The following is a 16,072-nucleotide window of genomic DNA, read 5'->3' as shown; positions in this document are numbered from 1 at the left end:
TTTTATTAACGTTTGTATGTAAGGGAGCTTAGGCTCCCTTTTGCGATCTAAACGCGCTAGAACAACCAACAAAATGGTAGTTTTCGCATAAAAAATGTACACTAGTTTCTTTTATTTGAGGTACCCCGTTCCATGTCAGAAGTGATGTCAGCAAAACCGACTAAAATCAATTTACTCAACTTTAACCGAGCGGGTTTAAGAGAGTATTTTAGTTCGATTGGCGAAAAGCCATTTCGTGCCGACCAAATGATGAAATGGATTTATCAAGCTGGGGTGTCAGACTTTGATCAAATGACTAATTTGAACAAAGCGTTACGTGAAAAGCTAAAAGCGCAATGTGAAGTCAAAGCGCCAGAAATCGCTTATCAGCAAGGCGCAAGTGATGGCACGATTAAATTTGCGTTACGCCTAGAAGGCGGACAAGAAGTTGAAACTGTGTGGATCCCTGATGAAGACCGCGCGACCTTATGCGTGTCGTCACAAGTTGGCTGCGCCCTAGAATGCACTTTTTGCTCGACCGCTCAGCAAGGTTTTAACCGCAATTTAAGTGTGTCTGAAATTATCGGTCAGGTGTGGCGCGTAGCAACGACCATCGGTTTATCTAATGATAGTGCCAAACGTCCCATTACTAATGTGGTCATGATGGGGATGGGCGAGCCGCTGTTAAACTTGAAGAATGTGGTGCCGGCGATGGATTTAATGCTTGATGATCTCGCATTTGGTTTATCAAAACGCCGTGTGACCTTGAGTACTTCAGGAGTGGTGCCTGCACTTGATATGTTAGGCGATCAGATCGATGTAGCGCTGGCTATTTCGCTTCATGCCCCAGACGACAAGTTACGTGACGAGATTGTGCCAATCAACAAAAAATATCCTATTCAAGAATTTTTGGCTGGGGTGCGCCGTTATCTAGCAAAATCGAATGCTAACCAAGGTAAAGTGACAGTAGAGTATGTCATGCTCAACGGTATCAATGACAGTACCGACCAAGCCCATGAACTGGCGAAAGTATTGGCCGATACGCCATGTAAAATTAACTTGATTCCGTTTAATCCTTATCCGGGCTCTCCTTACAGTCGCTCAAGTAACTCACGCATTGATCGCTTCGCGAAAGTGCTTTCGAGTTACGGCTTGATGGTAGTCGTGCGTAAGACTCGAGGGGATGATATTGATGCAGCCTGTGGTCAACTTGTGGGCGACGTGGTTGATAGAACTAAACGAATGTTGAAAAAACAGATGAAGGGTGATGAAATTTCGGTAAAAATGGAACATTGAGTACTAACCGAATGATCCCTATGAAAGTTTTCCGTGTCTTCCGTGTTTTCCGAGTAATAAGTGTCATTTTTATTCTCGCCCTAAGCGCTTGTGCTAGCCAAAATGCTGGGACAGGCGCAGATGACTTCGATAAGCAAAAGGCCGCAAAGACGCGCTTATCTCTAGGGCTAACCTATCTAGAAAACGGTAATTTCAGCCAAGCTAAATTTAATCTGGATAAAGCACTGTCCTTTGCTCCAGAAATGGCAGATGTGCATTACGGTATGGCATATTATTTTCAGAACGTCGAAGAGTATGGATCTGCTTCAACGTCATATAAAAAAGCCATGGCGTTGGCGCCTAAAAATGCCGATATCGCCAATAGCTACGGCGCGTTTTTGTGCGCCCAAGGCGATTACGAACAAGCCAAAGTCTATTTCTTCAAAGCATTGAATAGTGATATTTATAATTCATCTGCAGAAACCTACGAGAACCTAGCGCTGTGTAGCCAAAGTCAAAATGCGTTAGATGATGCGATTGGATTTCTCGAAGACGCGCTAAATCATCAACCAGGCCGAGCCAAAAGTTTATTCTTGTTAGCGCAAATGCAATTACAGGCCAATCGTTTTGCTGCAGCGAGAGATAGCCTGCGTCGCTATGAAAAAGTGGCATCCGTTTCTGCTGATAGTTTGTGGTTGGCGGTAAAAATAGAGCAGGGCGCTGGTTCACCAAATCGAGCGAGTGATTATGCAAATATGCTGTTGAGTCTTTATCCAGACTTTCAGCCAGCCCGGGATTACATCAATGGTATTGAAGCTATAGATTCGCCTGTACAGTCTGTTAGTGTGCCAGCGGTAAAGCCTACAAAGGGATATGCGCAGCCAGATTTAAAAGCAACTCAATATCACGTTGTTACGGCGAAGGAGAATCTTTATCGCCTTTCTTTGCAATATAACGTTAAGATGAGCAAACTTATGGAATGGAACAACATTTCTGATCCTGCATCCATCTATATCGGGCAAAAATTGATCGTTGTTGAACCCAAATAGCCGTCCCTAATCATTATTAAGAGTAGCGTTAGTTAAATGAGTGAAGAAGTACAACATATGGAAGAGTCTCAAGTATTCGGTCCAGGACCTGTATTGAAGGCTGCGCGATTAGAAAAAGGTTTAACGGTAGAGCAAATTGCTGGCCTGATCCATTTAAAGCCGAGCTTAATTATCGCGTTAGAAAACGATGAATACGACCCTAGTATCTCGATGACTTTCATCAAGGGCTATCTTAAATTGTATGCTCGCCAGGTTGACGTGTCGGAAGCTCAAGTCCTCGACGGGTTAGATAATCTGGATACCCATAAAAAAGAACCCGCAAAATTACAGAGTTTCTCCCGTCGCGTAGCTCATCAAGCTAACGACGACAAGCTCATGTTAGTTACTTACCTGATTTTGGCGATAGTTGTTGCGCTTGTGGTTGTCTGGTGGTTTCAACAGGGTGACAACGAGACTGCAAGTACGTTAGATACCCCCACTGTACAAAGTGAAGCACAAAATAACGTAAAAAGTGAAAAGCCTGTCGATATCCAAAGTGATGTTGAAAACGACACTGCCGTTATCGCCACTGGGGATGTTAACGAGTCAGGTTTACGTTCTACCGATATGGCCCAAGAAACGACCGAATTCCCACGCGATGAATTAAACCAAAGCAACGAGATTCAGCCTGAGGTAAGTGGCAGCCTTGAGGATAGTAACAGTATTTTGCCCCCTGATAATGCGTCCACTCAAGACGGTGTTGCCCCAGCGGTAACCGTAAACAGTGAAAGTGCTTCTGCCCAACTCAACTCCCAAGTGTCCGCTAGCGCACAAACGGAGCAAACGGGTGAATTAGTTGATGTAGTTTTCACCTTCAACGACGATTGTTGGGTGAGCGTTATTGATGCGACTGGAGAAACCATTGCTGTTGGAGTTAAAGTTGCGGGCCGCGTTATGAGTATTTCCGGAGTCGCCCCCTTTGAAGTCATTTTAGGGGCACCAAGTGTGGTGCAAATACGGTACGCGGATGAAGATCTAGACATGTCATTTTTAGCACCAAACAGTACCGCAAAATTTACTTTACCTCGGTCGTAATAAAGCCATTAAGTAATATGTGCCGGGCGTAAGCCCTGAGCACACGTTTGACCTTATCAAATTGAGTTAGGAAACAGCATGTTTGCAGAGTCACCAATAAAGCGCAGAGAATCAACTAGGATCAATGTAGGTAGCGTTCCTATTGGCGGGGGAGCACCTATTGCGGTGCAATCTATGACCAATACGCTGACCACAGATGTTGAGGCGACCGTAGCGCAGATTAAACGCATTGTGGCCGTGGGCGGGGAAATCGTGCGTGTATCCGTACCCACCATGGATGCAGCTGAGGCGTTCAAATTAATTAAGCAGCAAGTTAATGTTCCACTTATTGCAGATATCCATTTCGATTATCGAATTGCTTTAAAAGTCGCTGAATACGGTGTTGATTGTCTACGCATCAACCCAGGAAATATCGGCAGTATGGAACGCGTGCGTTCAGTTGTAGATTGTGCCCGCGATAAAGGCATTCCTATTCGTATAGGTGTCAACGGCGGTTCACTAGAGAAAGACCTTCAAGAGAAGTACGGTGAGCCCACACCTGATGCATTGGTTGAGTCAGCCATGCGTCATGTTGATATTCTCGATAAACTCAATTTCGATCAGTTTAAAGTCAGCGTTAAAGCCTCAGACGTATTTTTAGCTGTAGGTGCCTATCGTGAATTAGCCAAAAAAATTGATCAACCGTTACATCTTGGTATCACCGAAGCGGGCGGCTTTCGTGCTGGTGCAGTGAAAAGTGCCGTTGGCCTTGGAATGTTACTTGCCGAAGGGATAGGCGATACCATCCGTATCTCGCTGGCGGCTGATCCAGTTGAAGAAATCAAAGTGGGTTTTGATATTCTAAAATCGCTTCGTATTCGCTCACGTGGTATCAATTTTATAGCCTGCCCAAGCTGCTCTCGCCAAGAGTTCGATGTAATAAGCACAGTAAATGCATTGGAGACACGCTTAGAAGATTTATTGACCCCTATGGATGTGTCGATTATTGGATGCGTGGTCAATGGACCTGGTGAGGCTGAAGTCTCAGATTTGGGCTTAACAGGCGCGCGCAATATGAGCGGCTATTACGTGGATGGCAAACGTCAAAAAGAGCGTTTGTCGAACGATGATCTGGTTGACCAATTGGAAAAGCGCATTAGAGCGAAAGCTGCATTGCTTGATAGCAGTAAGAAAATCGACATAAAGCATCTAGGATAATTGCCGACTTAGGCAAAAAAGCGTGATAAAGCGGAGTCTTCATTTACGTTTACCTACAACGCCCCTATAATACGGGGCTTTTTAATACTATCTAGTCAAAGAGAATCTCCTTAGTGTCTAAACAAATACAGGCAATACGAGGCATGAATGATTGCCTTCCTGAACAGTCAGGCTTATGGCAATGGGCTGAAAAAGCGATCCGTGAAGTCGTTGCCAGTTATGGTTACCAAGAAGTACGCACGCCCATCGTCGAAAGCACCGATTTATTTAAGCGCTCAATTGGCGAAGTGACAGATATTGTCGAAAAAGAAATGTATACCTTTGCAGACCGCAATGACGACAGCTTAACGTTGCGTCCAGAAGGCACGGCCAGTGTTGTCCGCGCTGGAAACGAACATGGTTTGTTGTACAACCAACAGCAGCGATTGTGGTATTTAGGGCCTATGTTTCGTCACGAGCGCCCACAAAAGGGTCGTTATCGACAGTTTCATCAGTTCGGTGTAGAAGTATTCGGCCTAGCCGGTCCAGATATTGACGCTGAAGTGATTGCGCTTAGCGCTCGATTATGGAAAAAATTTGGAATCTCTGAGCAGGTAACCCTGGAGCTTAACTCGCTCGGTTCAAATGAAGCGCGTGAAACCTACCGCAAAGCCCTAGTTGAGTTCTTGCTCGCGAGAAAAGAACACTTAGATGAAGACAGCCTACGCCGCTTAGAAAGTAACCCCTTGCGAGTGTTAGACAGTAAAAACCCACAAGTACAAGCGGCTATTACAGATGCGCCAAGCCTGATCGACTACTTAGATGCTGAATCTAAAGAACATTTTCACGCTTTATGTGAACGTTTAGACGCCTTAGGTATCCAATACCGAGTTAATCCGCGTTTGGTGCGAGGGCTTGACTACTACAACCGTACGGTTTTTGAATGGGTGACTGATAGTTTAGGGGCTCAAGGTACTGTGTGTGCAGGTGGCCGCTACGATGGTCTTGTTGAACAGCTCGGCGGTAAGTCCACTCAAGGCGTTGGGTTTGCTATCGGCATGGAGCGTTTAGTGTTAATGCTGCAAGCAAGCGGCGCAGAAGAGTTTGTCGCGTCCCCAGTGGATGTATACGTGACGGCTATGGGAGATGAGGTCGAGTTATATGCGCTTCAAATTGCAGAAAGTTTGCGTGATGTTATGCCAACCCTTAGAGTACAGACCCATTTTGGTGGTGGAAACTTTAAGAAGCAAATGAAACGTGCAGATAAAAGTGCCGCCCGAGTCGCCTTGGTGTTAGGTGAAACCGAGCAACAAGAAGAACAAGTCAGCATTAAGTTTTTACGAGAAGACAAACCTCAAAGTCGCATTGCTCGCTCAGAACTTGAGTCGACATTGGTTGAGTTGTTTTCGCTTTAATACGATTAAAATAGATAATTAGTCGCTGCTCATAGTTGAAGCGGTGGTGCAGTAAGAGGAAGTTGCGATGGAACATTACGAAACAGAAGAACAACAAGTTGAAGCGATTAAACGGTTTTGGAAAGAGAACGGTACCGCCATTATCGTTGGTGCAGTTCTTGGTTTAGGCGGCCTGTGGGGATGGCGTTATTACAACGATGAACAAATCGCTGCAAAAGAACAAGCATCAGCGGCATTTGAAACGCAAACCGCTGCTTTACAGGCACAGGACGCCAATTTTGGCCAAGCTAAAGCCTATATTGATGAAAACAGCGACACAGGTTACGCAGTGCTAATGGCGTTTCAACTTGCGCAACAAGCAATTGATCGCAAAGATCTGAACGAAGCAGAAAAACAACTTTCATTTGCCGCCGATAATAGTGAAAGCGACGCGGTGAATGCGTTAGCAAACTTACGTTTAGCGCGTGTGCAATTGGCTTTAGAGCAACCTGAAAAAGCGCTTGCTAGTGTGGATAAAGTAACCACAACGGCGTTTAACGCTCAGCAACAGGAAATTAAAGGCGACATTTACGTTAAGCAAGGAATGTTTGATAAAGCACGTAGTGCGTACAGTGCAGCAGTGGCGGCAAATAGTGCGAACAGCGTGGTTAAAATGAAGCTTGATAATTTGGCTCTTGCGGCGAATGGGTAAGGATTTAAACGTGAAAAAAGCATTACTGCCCTTAATTTTGATTAGTACCTTTGGTTTATCAGCTTGTAGCACGATTTCAGGATGGTTTACCGATGATGAAGAGTTAGAAATCCGTATCCTTAAACCGATTGATTCTGAGTTTACCCCTACAACATTATGGGATACCGAGTTGGGTGATGGCATAGACCATTACTTTTCTCGTCTAAAGCCTGCTGTTGCCTATGACATGGTATTCGCAGCAAATCGCCAAGGCAAAGTGGCTGCGTATAACAAAGAAACCGGTAACGAGGTCTGGACGAAAAACTACGCCGTCTACAATCATGAAGGTTTTACGTCTAGTATTACCAATTTGTGGTCAAGTGGCGCTTCTGCAAAAATCGCAGGTGGCTTAGCGGTTGCCTATGAAACCCTGTTTTTTGGTACAGAGAACGGCGATGTGAAAGCCCTTGATGTGCATACAGGCGAAGAAAAATGGTCTGTTACGGTCAAAGGCGAAGTATTAGCGGCTCCCGCGATTGATGAAGGTGTTGTCGTTATTAATACTGGCTCCGGCACCATGTTTGGTTTAGACGCCGAGTCAGGCGAACAGATATGGTCTTATGAGTCTGACGTTCCTCCTCTATCGTTACGTGGTATTGCAGCGCCAGTGGCGGCAAATGGTGGCGCCATTGTAGGGACAGCGTCGGGTAAATTAGCGGTGAACATTTTAGGTACAGGGCAAACCGCATGGGAGCAACCCATAGGCTCTGCAACAGGTGCGACTGAGCTTGACCGCATTGTAGATATCGACAGCAAACCATTAGTGGCTGGCGGCGTTATTTATGTTATTTCTTTCGATGGTAGCTTAGCGTCAGTAGAGCTTAGAAGTGGCCGTACGATATGGAAGCGTGAATACAAATCTTACCGTCGTTTAACCCAAGCCGGCAATACCTTGTTTGTAGTTGATTCAGACAGCAACGTGTATGCACTCGATGCTAGAAATGGTATTGAGAAGTGGAGTCAAAGCGCTCTTAAAAAGCGCTTGCTTACCGCTGCTGAACCCATTGGTGAATATTTGGTTTCGGGCGACAAGTGGGGCTTCTTACATTTCTTTAATCAAACTGACGGCAAAATTGTCTCTCGGGTTGATGTAGGGGGAGATGACGAAGATGAGAGTATTTATAGCGCCCCAGTGGTTGATGGCAATATGCTGTATACTCAAACTCGTGATGGCAAGTTAGTGGCTATTCAAGTGCCCTAATTTGACCCAAAGTGGCTTGTGTCACGTTGATAATATTAATCGGCTTGGGATGTTCCTGAGCCGTTTGCGTTTTAAGGATTGTGAAATATGTTACCCGTTGTCGCCTTAGTTGGCCGCCCTAATGTGGGTAAATCCACGTTGTTTAACCGCTTAACGCGTACTCGCGATGCGTTAGTTGCGGATTTTCCTGGATTAACCCGAGATCGTAAGTACGGTCAGGCTAACTATGAAGGCTTACAGTTCATCGTAGTAGATACCGGTGGTATCAGCGGTGATGAGCAAGGTATTGATATGGCAATGGCCAACCAATCATTAATGGCCATTGATGAAGCTGACGTTGTCTTATTTTTAGTCGATGCACGTGCTGGCTTAACGGCGGCAGATCAAGGCATTGCTGAGCATCTACGTAAACAGAATAAATCTGTTTACGTCGTGGCCAATAAAGTTGATGGAATCGATGGTGACAGTGAAAGTGCTGACTTCTTTGCGTTAGGCTTAGGAGATGTTAATCAGATAGCTGCAGCCCACGGTCGGGGTGTTACGCAGTTATTAACCCATACTTTAATGCCGTTATCAGAACAATTCCCTGATATGCAAGTGCCAGAAGATGAAGAAGCCGATGAAGAAATCGACGCTGAAAAGCAACTTGAAAAGTTACTGGCATCCCCAATTAAGCTGGCCATTGTGGGGAAACCAAACGTAGGTAAGTCTACACTGACCAATCGTATCTTAGGTGAAGAGCGCGTTGTGGTGTATGACCAACCAGGCACAACCCGTGACAGTATTTTCATCCCTATGGAGCGCGACGATCGCGAATATGTACTGATCGACACGGCAGGTGTACGCCGTCGCCGCAGTATCTCAGAGGCCGTTGAGAAGTTCTCTATTGTTAAAACGTTACAAGCGATTGAAGAAGCAAACGTTGTGCTTTTAGTGATAGATGCCCAAGAGGGAGTGACAGATCAAGATTTGAGTTTGTTAGGCTTTGTGCTTAATTCTGGGCGTTCACTGGTGGTTGCAGTGAACAAGTGGGATGGCTTAGCAAAAGACGTAAAAGATGAAATTAAACGTGAACTCGATAGACGTTTAGGCTTTATCGACTTTGCCCGATTGCATTATATTTCAGCTCTGCACGGTACCAATGTTGGGCATTTATTTGAATCGGTTCAAGAAGCGTATAACAGCGCCACTAAGCGCATTAATACCTCAATGCTGACACGTATCATGGACATGGCACAAGCCGATCACCAGCCGCCAGTTGTGCGCGGTCGTCGCGTGAAAATGAAGTATGCTCATGCGGGGGGATATAACCCACCGATAATTGTTATTCACGGAAATCAGGTGAAAGACTTACCAGATTCGTACAAGCGTTATATGATGAACTACTTCCGTAAGTCATTAAAAGTCATGGGTACACCAATCAAGGTGGAATTCCGCGAAGGCGCTAATCCATTTGAAAGTAATACCAATACCATGACGGATTCACAACGCCGTAAACGTAAAATGCTGATGCGAATGCATAAAAACAATAAGTGATGGCAACCCATAGCGAATAAAGTAACAAGGTAACTAAGTTGCTTTGCAAAAAAAGCCCCCTTAATCGATTAACAAAGATTAAGGGGGCTTTTTCGTTTCTAGGGGCTCACTGTCAACACGCGCTAATTCACAGTACTTTTGGTTTCACCGTCAGCAAAGCGATTGGTGATCACATCGCCCTTTGCTAAATCTTTTTGGCTTTTCACTACTTTGTCATTTTTAAACGTGATGCTATACCCTCTAGCCAATGTTGATAGTGGGCTGACGGTATCAAGAAGGTGGCTGGCATTAGCGAGCTTTAAATGACGTTGCTCTACGCCGCGGCGCCACGTTTGAGTTAAACGCTGTGACAACAAGTTGTGGGTGCTCTGTTGTTCTTTCAATAATGCCTTGGGCGATAACTGTGACAATTTGCTGATACGGCTATCGCAGGTTTGCTTGGCGCGCATTAATCGAGTTGTCATATTATGGGTGATAGCGGTTAGTTGGTTATCCACCCGCTGCATGTGTTGGCGAAGTTGATTTTTAGGGTGATAAGTATTGAGTTCTTGTGTCAACGACTGCTGCTGATAGTGCAGCTCCTTGAGCAATGTACGGGTATTTTTGTATAACCTGTCACGTTTAGCCGTCAATGCGCTTAGCATCTCAATTTGTGACTGACTGACTAATTCTGCTGCTGCCGATGGGGTAGGGGCGCGTAAATCAGCCACAAAGTCAGCAATAGTAATATCCACTTCGTGGCCCACAGCGCTCACAATGGGCAGTACACTGTAATGGATAGCCCAAGCTACATTCTCTTCATTAAAACACCATAGATCTTCTAACGAGCCGCCGCCGCGCCCGACAATAAGTACGTCTACTTCATTACGCTGATTAGCGATTTCAATCGCTCGGCAAATTTGCCTACTGGCGTTAGCACCTTGTACTTGGGTAGGATAAATAATAACTTCGACAGCAGGGTTGCGACGTTTTAATACCGTGAGAATATCGTGTAGCGCCGCACCTGTCGCAGATGTGACTACACCAACTCGGCTAATGCTGTCAGGTAATGGTTGCTTGTTCTCATTAGCAAATAAGCCTTGTGCAGAAAGAGCGTGTTTTAGCGCTTCGAACTGTCGCTTAAGTTGACCTTCACCCTCAGGTTCAAGATGCTCAACTATCAGCTGATAATCTCCTCTTGGCTCATAAATACTCAAATTGGCCCGTACCAATACTTTGTCACCTTCTTTCGGGCGAGTTATGACTTTGCGATTAGCACCTTTGAACATCGCACTTTTGATTTGAGCGCGGTTGTCTTTGAGGGTGAAATACCAATGTCCTGAACTGGCAGCAACGAAATTTGATATTTCAGCACTGAGCCAAACTTGGCCGATTTCAGATTCTAAAACCGAGCGAGCGAGATGATTTAGCTTACTCACGGTGAAGATATTTCGGTTTGCGGGTGACGCACTAAACATAAGGCATAAAATCTTAAATAAATAACAGGATTGGAGTTTACCTGATAAGGTAAAGCCGCTACAATTGCGCCGCAATAAAAACCCATTTAACAGGTGTTGTTGCATGTTACGGATCGCTAAAGAAGCTCTTACGTTTGATGATGTGTTGTTAGTGCCCGGGCACTCAACCGTTCTCCCCCATACCGCTGATTTGAAAACCAAATTAACCCGCGGTGTGACGCTAAATATCCCACTTATTTCAGCTGCTATGGATACTGTATCCGAAGCACGGCTTGCTATTGCCTTAGCGCAAGAAGGCGGCATCGGCTTTATTCATAAAAATATGCCAGCTGAAACCCAAGCCGATCATGTTCGTATGGTGAAAAAATACGAAAGTGGTGTGGTATCAGACCCTGTTACCGTCTCGCCAAATGCCACCATAGGTGAAATTAACGCGTTAAGTAAGCACCATGGCTTCTCTGGTTTCCCTGTTGTGGATAAAGACAATGCCTTGGTAGGTATCGTTACCGGCCGCGATCTACGTTTTGAAAATCGTTTAGATCAACCCATTTCATCAGTGATGACTCGCAAAGACGATTTGGTGACGGTAAAAGAGGGGGCTGATTCAGACCAAGTGCTTGAGCTAATGCATGAACACCGTATCGAAAAAATCTTAGTGGTTGATGACGCATTTCGTTTAACCGGGTTGATTACGGTTAAAGATTTCCAAAAAGCGGAAAGCAAGCCTAACGCCTGTAAAGATGAATTAGGCCGTTTACGCGTTGGTGCTGCCGTGAGCGTTGGTGCAGGTACTGATGAGCGTATTAAGTTATTGGTTGAAGCTGGCGTTGACGTATTGCTGATTGATACTTCACATGGTCATTCTCAAGGCGTTATTGATCGCGTGAAAAAAGTCCGTGCTGACTTCCCTGATGTACAATTAATCGCAGGTAATGTAGCCACAGGTGCAGGTGCGAAAGCCTTAGCCGATGCAGGTGTTGATGCGGTGAAGGTCGGTATCGGCCCAGGCTCTATTTGTACTACGCGTATTGTTACTGGTTGCGGTGTACCGCAAATTACTGCGGTTTCTGACGCCGTTGAAGCGCTCAAAGACACTGATGTTCCGGTTATCGCTGATGGTGGTATTCGTTTCTCTGGTGACATTGCTAAGGCAATTGCCGCAGGTGCCAGCTCGGTAATGGTAGGGAGTATGCTAGCCGGGACTGAAGAAGCGCCTGGGGAAGTAGAATTATATCAAGGCCGTTATTACAAGTCGTACCGTGGCATGGGCTCACTTGGAGCGATGGATCAAAACAATGGTTCGTCAGATCGTTACTTCCAAGACAGCAACAGCGCTGAAAAATTGGTGCCAGAAGGTATTGAAGGTCGCGTCGCATATAAAGGCCCTATCTCAACCATCATTCACCAACAAATGGGCGGATTGCGCTCAGCAATGGGGTTAACGGGGTCAGCCACCATTGACGACATGCGTACCAAAGCTATGTTCGTTAAAGTGACGGCTGCCGGCATGGGTGAGTCTCATGTACACGATGTAAGCATTACCAAAGAAGCGCCAAACTACCGCTTAGGTTAATGATTTAAACTGACTACTGGGCTGGTTTTTAACCAGCCTTTTTTTATCGCCACTGCGCTAATAACACGAGTACCAAGATGACAACAAACATTCACGACCAACGCATACTCATTCTCGACTTCGGCTCTCAGTACACTCAACTTATCGCACGTAGAGTGCGCGAAATAGGGGTGTACTGTGAATTATGGGCATGGGATGTAACCGAAGAGCAAATTCGTGAATTTAATCCAAACGGTATTATTTTATCAGGTGGACCCGAATCTGTTCACGCAAAAGACTCGCCACGTGCGCCGCAATATGTATTTGATGCGGGCGTCCCCGTATTTGGTATTTGCTACGGCATGCAAACCATGGCCGAACAGTTAGGCGGTGCCGTATTAGGTTCAGATATGCGCGAATTTGGTTATGCTCAAGTGGAAGTGGTTGAGCAAATGGCGTTACTGAATAATATCGAAGACCATGTTAGTCCCAATGGTAATGCGTTGCTTGATGTATGGATGAGCCACGGTGATAAAGTGGCGGCGGTACCGGACGGATTTATTACCGCGGCGAAAACCGATAGTTGCCCATTTGCTGCGATCGTACACCCAGAAAAGCAATTCTACGGTGTGCAGTTTCATCCAGAAGTGACGCACACTCGTCAGGGGCAGCGTATGTTGTCGCATTTCGTGCTAGATATTTGTCAATGCGAAAAGCTCTGGACGCCTGGCGCAATCATCGAGGACGCGGTTGCGCGCATGAAGAAGCAAATCGGGGATGACGAAGTTATTCTAGGCTTGTCTGGTGGTGTTGACTCATCAGTTGTGGCGATGCTGTTGCACCGAGCAATTGGCAAAAACCTGACTTGTGTATTTGTGGATAACGGCTTATTGCGGTTAAACGAAGGCCAGCAAGTCATGGACATGTTCGGCGATCATTTTGGACTTAATATCATCAAAATTGATGCAGAAGAGCGCTTCTTATCTGCATTGGCCGGTACGGATGAGCCTGAAGCGAAACGTAAGATAATAGGCCGTGTGTTTGTTGAAGTGTTCGATGAAGAATCGAAAAAGCTCAAAAATGCTAAGTGGTTGGCACAAGGTACGATTTACCCAGATGTGATCGAGTCAGCTGGCTCTGCTACCGGTAAAGCTCACGTGATTAAATCACACCATAACGTTGGTGGTTTACCAGACGATATGGCGATGGGCTTGGTTGAGCCATTGCGTGAATTGTTTAAAGACGAAGTGCGCAAAATCGGCTTAGAGCTGGGTTTGCCTTATGATATGTTGTATCGCCATCCATTCCCGGGGCCGGGGTTAGGTGTTCGGGTGTTAGGTGAAGTGAAAAAAGAATACTGTGACTTGTTGCGCCGCGCTGATGCCATCTTTATTGATGAGTTACATAAGCACGACTTGTACAATAAAGTGAGTCAAGCCTTTACGGTTTTCCTGCCCGTGAAGTCAGTAGGGGTCATGGGCGATGCACGTAAATACGATTGGGTCGTTTCATTGCGTGCAGTAGAGACGATTGATTTTATGACCGCGCATTGGGCCCATTTACCTTACGAATTTTTGGGTAAAGTCTCCAACCGTATTATCAATGAAATCGATGGTATCTCGCGCGTGGTTTATGACATCTCAGGAAAGCCTCCAGCTACCATTGAGTGGGAGTAGCTTTTCTTGTGAATAAGGCCAGTATCGCTGGCCTTATTTATTTTGTATTCAATATCTTACTTTGAGTAACCATTATGGCGTTAAAGCCAACGATCTATAAATTCAAAATTTCTTTGTCTGATCTTAATCGCGACTATTACACCGCACTTAATTTGACTGTGGCTCAACATCCATCAGAAACGGTGGAACGCATGATGGCCAGAGTACTTGCGCATTGTCTAAACGCCGATGAGTTGTTGAGCTTTACCAAGGGACTTAGCTCCGTCGAAGAGCCGGACATTTGGTTGCGGGGTCTAGACGATCAATTACATTTATGGATTGACGTGGGCGAGCCTGCCAAGGAGCGGATCAAAAAAGCCAGTCGCATGGCCAAAAATACCAAAGTGTATAGTTTCAATAGCAAATCTGATACTTGGTGGCAACAGAGCCAATCGAGCTTTTCGGCGTTACCTGTACAAGTATATCAATTTCCTTGGGAGGATATTCAAGCGCTGGCTAAACTGGTTTCACGTACCAGTGATATGTCGTTCACGATTACAGGTGACTCGACATACATCACTACCCAAAATGGTGAAGTGGACATTATTTGTCGCGAACTTCAGGCGTAATACACTGTCATTTTTAGGGCATAACAACAGGTAGGAGCAGCGGCGTTGCTGCCGATATTAACCAAATTAGGTTTGCTGATTTGCTTGTTCGCAGGCAAAATGCTGGCCCGTTTATTATCCGTAAGTAGTTTTCCTTCATGAATGAAAAGTTTGACTCAATTCGTCCATTCAACGATTGCGATTTGCCCCAGGTACTGGAGCGGCTAATTCGTAATCGACAACTCATGGACAGTTTAGTTGCCTTTCGGTTTTCTACCTGGCCGTGCATTTGTTATCCGCTATTAAGAGCGGTGACTCGGTGGTATTTGTCTAAGCGGCGTAACAACATTAAAAGTCTTCGCGACTTTCAAGTCTTGGTCGAACCCTATATGGAGCGCATGATCGAGCAAACGACGGACAGTTTCAGCGTATCTGGTCTTGAAGCGTTGGATTTAAGCCAACCGTGTATTTTTGTTAGTAACCACCGTGATATCGCTTTAGATCCTGCCTTTGTCAATTGGTCACTACATTTAAGCGGTCAAGACACGGTTCGAATTGCCGTGGGGGATAATCTCCTTAAGCAAGATTGGGTAGCAGATCTAATCCGCTTGAATAAGTGCTTTATCGTACATCGCAGCGCTAAAGACAGGCGACAAAAGCTGGCTGATGCTAAGTTGCTCAGCGAATATATTTTTCATACCTTAAAAAATGATGCCCAACATATTTGGATTGCCCAAAGGGAAGGACGAGCAAAGGATGGTGTGGATGCAACGAATCCCGCTATTGTCTCTATGCTTAGTTTGAATAAACCTAAAGAGCAATCTTTAGCAGATTATGTCCGAAGCATGCGGATTGTACCTGTCTCCATCTCTTATGAATTCGATCCTTGTGATTTAAGTAAAGCCAAAGAGTTACTCACCACAGAAGTAGAAGGAAGTTACGACAAAGCCGATAGCGAAGATATTCGCAGCATAGTCGATGGAATAGTAGGTTTTAAAGGTAATGTGCATGTTGCATTTGGTAAGATTTTAGATGCTGAATTTGAAAGTGCTAAAGCCGTAGCAGAGCAAATTGATAGTCAGATAAAACAAAATTACCAACGTTTTGCGAGCGCTGATGCGGCTGTTGAATTGTTGGGAGAAGGTGACAGTGAGAATGACGGCTCGTTTACTCAGGCCGAAGTCGATGAAGCCAAATTACATTTATCTTCGCGTTTAAGTGAAGAGTCCGCAGAAATTAAACGCAAAGTCTTGTCTATGTATGCCGTGCCTATTACGCACAAATAGGTTCAGGATAACGACTCAACAAAAAAAGGGCCAACTCAATATGAGGTGGCCCTTTTTCGTTGAGCGGATTTTTTAGGTC

At 45.3% G+C, this 16,072-nt stretch carries 13 protein-coding genes; 12 read left to right on the top strand and 1 reads right to left on the bottom strand.

The genetic code is table 11. The annotated features are described in order from the left end of the window. The first annotated feature begins 132 nt into the window (after positions 1–132). The 8 genes from rlmN to der all read left to right on the top strand — a co-directional run bounded on the left by rlmN (position 133) and on the right by der (position 9,435). The gene (rlmN, locus tag AC0L6N_RS13875; RefSeq protein ID WP_011575873.1) at positions 133–1,275 is read left to right on the top strand and encodes a dual-specificity RNA methyltransferase RlmN; all 1,143 of its coding nucleotides are present in this window, start codon (positions 133–135) and stop codon (positions 1,273–1,275) included. A gap of 11 nt (positions 1,276–1,286) precedes the next feature. Then, complete coding sequence (pilW, locus tag AC0L6N_RS13870; RefSeq protein ID WP_473475282.1) at positions 1,287–2,303, top strand: type IV pilus biogenesis/stability protein PilW; 1,017 nt, start codon at positions 1,287–1,289, stop codon at positions 2,301–2,303. Positions 2,304–2,339: 36 nt separating this feature from the next. Continuing rightward, positions 2,340–3,377 carry a RodZ domain-containing protein gene (locus AC0L6N_RS13865; protein WP_473475280.1) on the top strand — a complete coding sequence of 346 codons (1,038 nt, stop codon included), beginning with the start codon at positions 2,340–2,342 and terminating at the stop codon, positions 3,375–3,377. Between the two features lie 78 nt (positions 3,378–3,455). Next, positions 3,456–4,574: a flavodoxin-dependent (E)-4-hydroxy-3-methylbut-2-enyl-diphosphate synthase gene (ispG, locus tag AC0L6N_RS13860; protein WP_011575870.1), complete on the top strand. Its 1,119-nt coding sequence runs from the start codon at positions 3,456–3,458 to the stop codon at positions 4,572–4,574. Between the two features lie 113 nt (positions 4,575–4,687). Further along, positions 4,688–5,968, top strand: coding sequence for a histidine--tRNA ligase (hisS, locus tag AC0L6N_RS13855; protein WP_011575869.1), 1,281 nt, complete (start codon positions 4,688–4,690; stop codon positions 5,966–5,968). A gap of 67 nt (positions 5,969–6,035) precedes the next feature. Continuing rightward, positions 6,036–6,659, top strand: coding sequence for a YfgM family protein (locus AC0L6N_RS13850; protein ID WP_473475278.1), 624 nt, complete (start codon positions 6,036–6,038; stop codon positions 6,657–6,659). 10 nt (positions 6,660–6,669) lie between these two features. Next, the gene (bamB, locus tag AC0L6N_RS13845) at positions 6,670–7,899 is read left to right on the top strand and encodes an outer membrane protein assembly factor BamB (RefSeq protein WP_473475276.1); all 1,230 of its coding nucleotides are present in this window, start codon (positions 6,670–6,672) and stop codon (positions 7,897–7,899) included. 87 nt (positions 7,900–7,986) lie between these two features. Continuing rightward, on the top strand, positions 7,987–9,435 hold the full coding sequence (gene der, locus AC0L6N_RS13840) for a ribosome biogenesis GTPase Der (protein ID WP_011575866.1): 1,449 nt from the start codon (positions 7,987–7,989) through the stop codon (positions 9,433–9,435). A gap of 122 nt (positions 9,436–9,557) precedes the next feature. On the opposite strand, the gene xseA is transcribed toward der, so the two are convergent. Then, complete coding sequence (gene xseA / locus AC0L6N_RS13835; protein WP_473475274.1) at positions 9,558–10,892, bottom strand: exodeoxyribonuclease VII large subunit; 1,335 nt, start codon at positions 10,890–10,892, stop codon at positions 9,558–9,560. A gap of 103 nt (positions 10,893–10,995) precedes the next feature. Between xseA and guaB the strand changes: the two genes are divergently transcribed. The 4 genes from guaB to AC0L6N_RS13815 all read left to right on the top strand — a co-directional run bounded on the left by guaB (position 10,996) and on the right by AC0L6N_RS13815 (position 15,993). Next, entirely contained in the window at positions 10,996–12,465 is a 1,470-nt protein-coding gene (gene guaB / locus AC0L6N_RS13830; RefSeq protein ID WP_033185987.1) for an IMP dehydrogenase, read from the top strand. 77 nt (positions 12,466–12,542) lie between these two features. After that, positions 12,543–14,120, top strand: coding sequence for a glutamine-hydrolyzing GMP synthase (guaA, locus tag AC0L6N_RS13825; protein WP_033185988.1), 1,578 nt, complete (start codon positions 12,543–12,545; stop codon positions 14,118–14,120). A 74-nt stretch (positions 14,121–14,194) separates the two neighbouring features. Next, on the top strand, positions 14,195–14,728 hold the full coding sequence (locus AC0L6N_RS13820) for a YaeQ family protein (RefSeq protein WP_473475272.1): 534 nt from the start codon (positions 14,195–14,197) through the stop codon (positions 14,726–14,728). A 137-nt stretch (positions 14,729–14,865) separates the two neighbouring features. Beyond that, the gene (locus AC0L6N_RS13815; RefSeq protein ID WP_473475270.1) at positions 14,866–15,993 is read left to right on the top strand and encodes a 1-acyl-sn-glycerol-3-phosphate acyltransferase; all 1,128 of its coding nucleotides are present in this window, start codon (positions 14,866–14,868) and stop codon (positions 15,991–15,993) included. The last annotated feature ends 79 nt before the right edge of the window (positions 15,994–16,072 follow it).

Source organism: Paraglaciecola sp. G1-13 (assembly GCF_055809255.1).
Note: the sequence above shows the minus strand (reverse complement) of the source record. Positions and strands in the feature narration are given on the sequence as shown.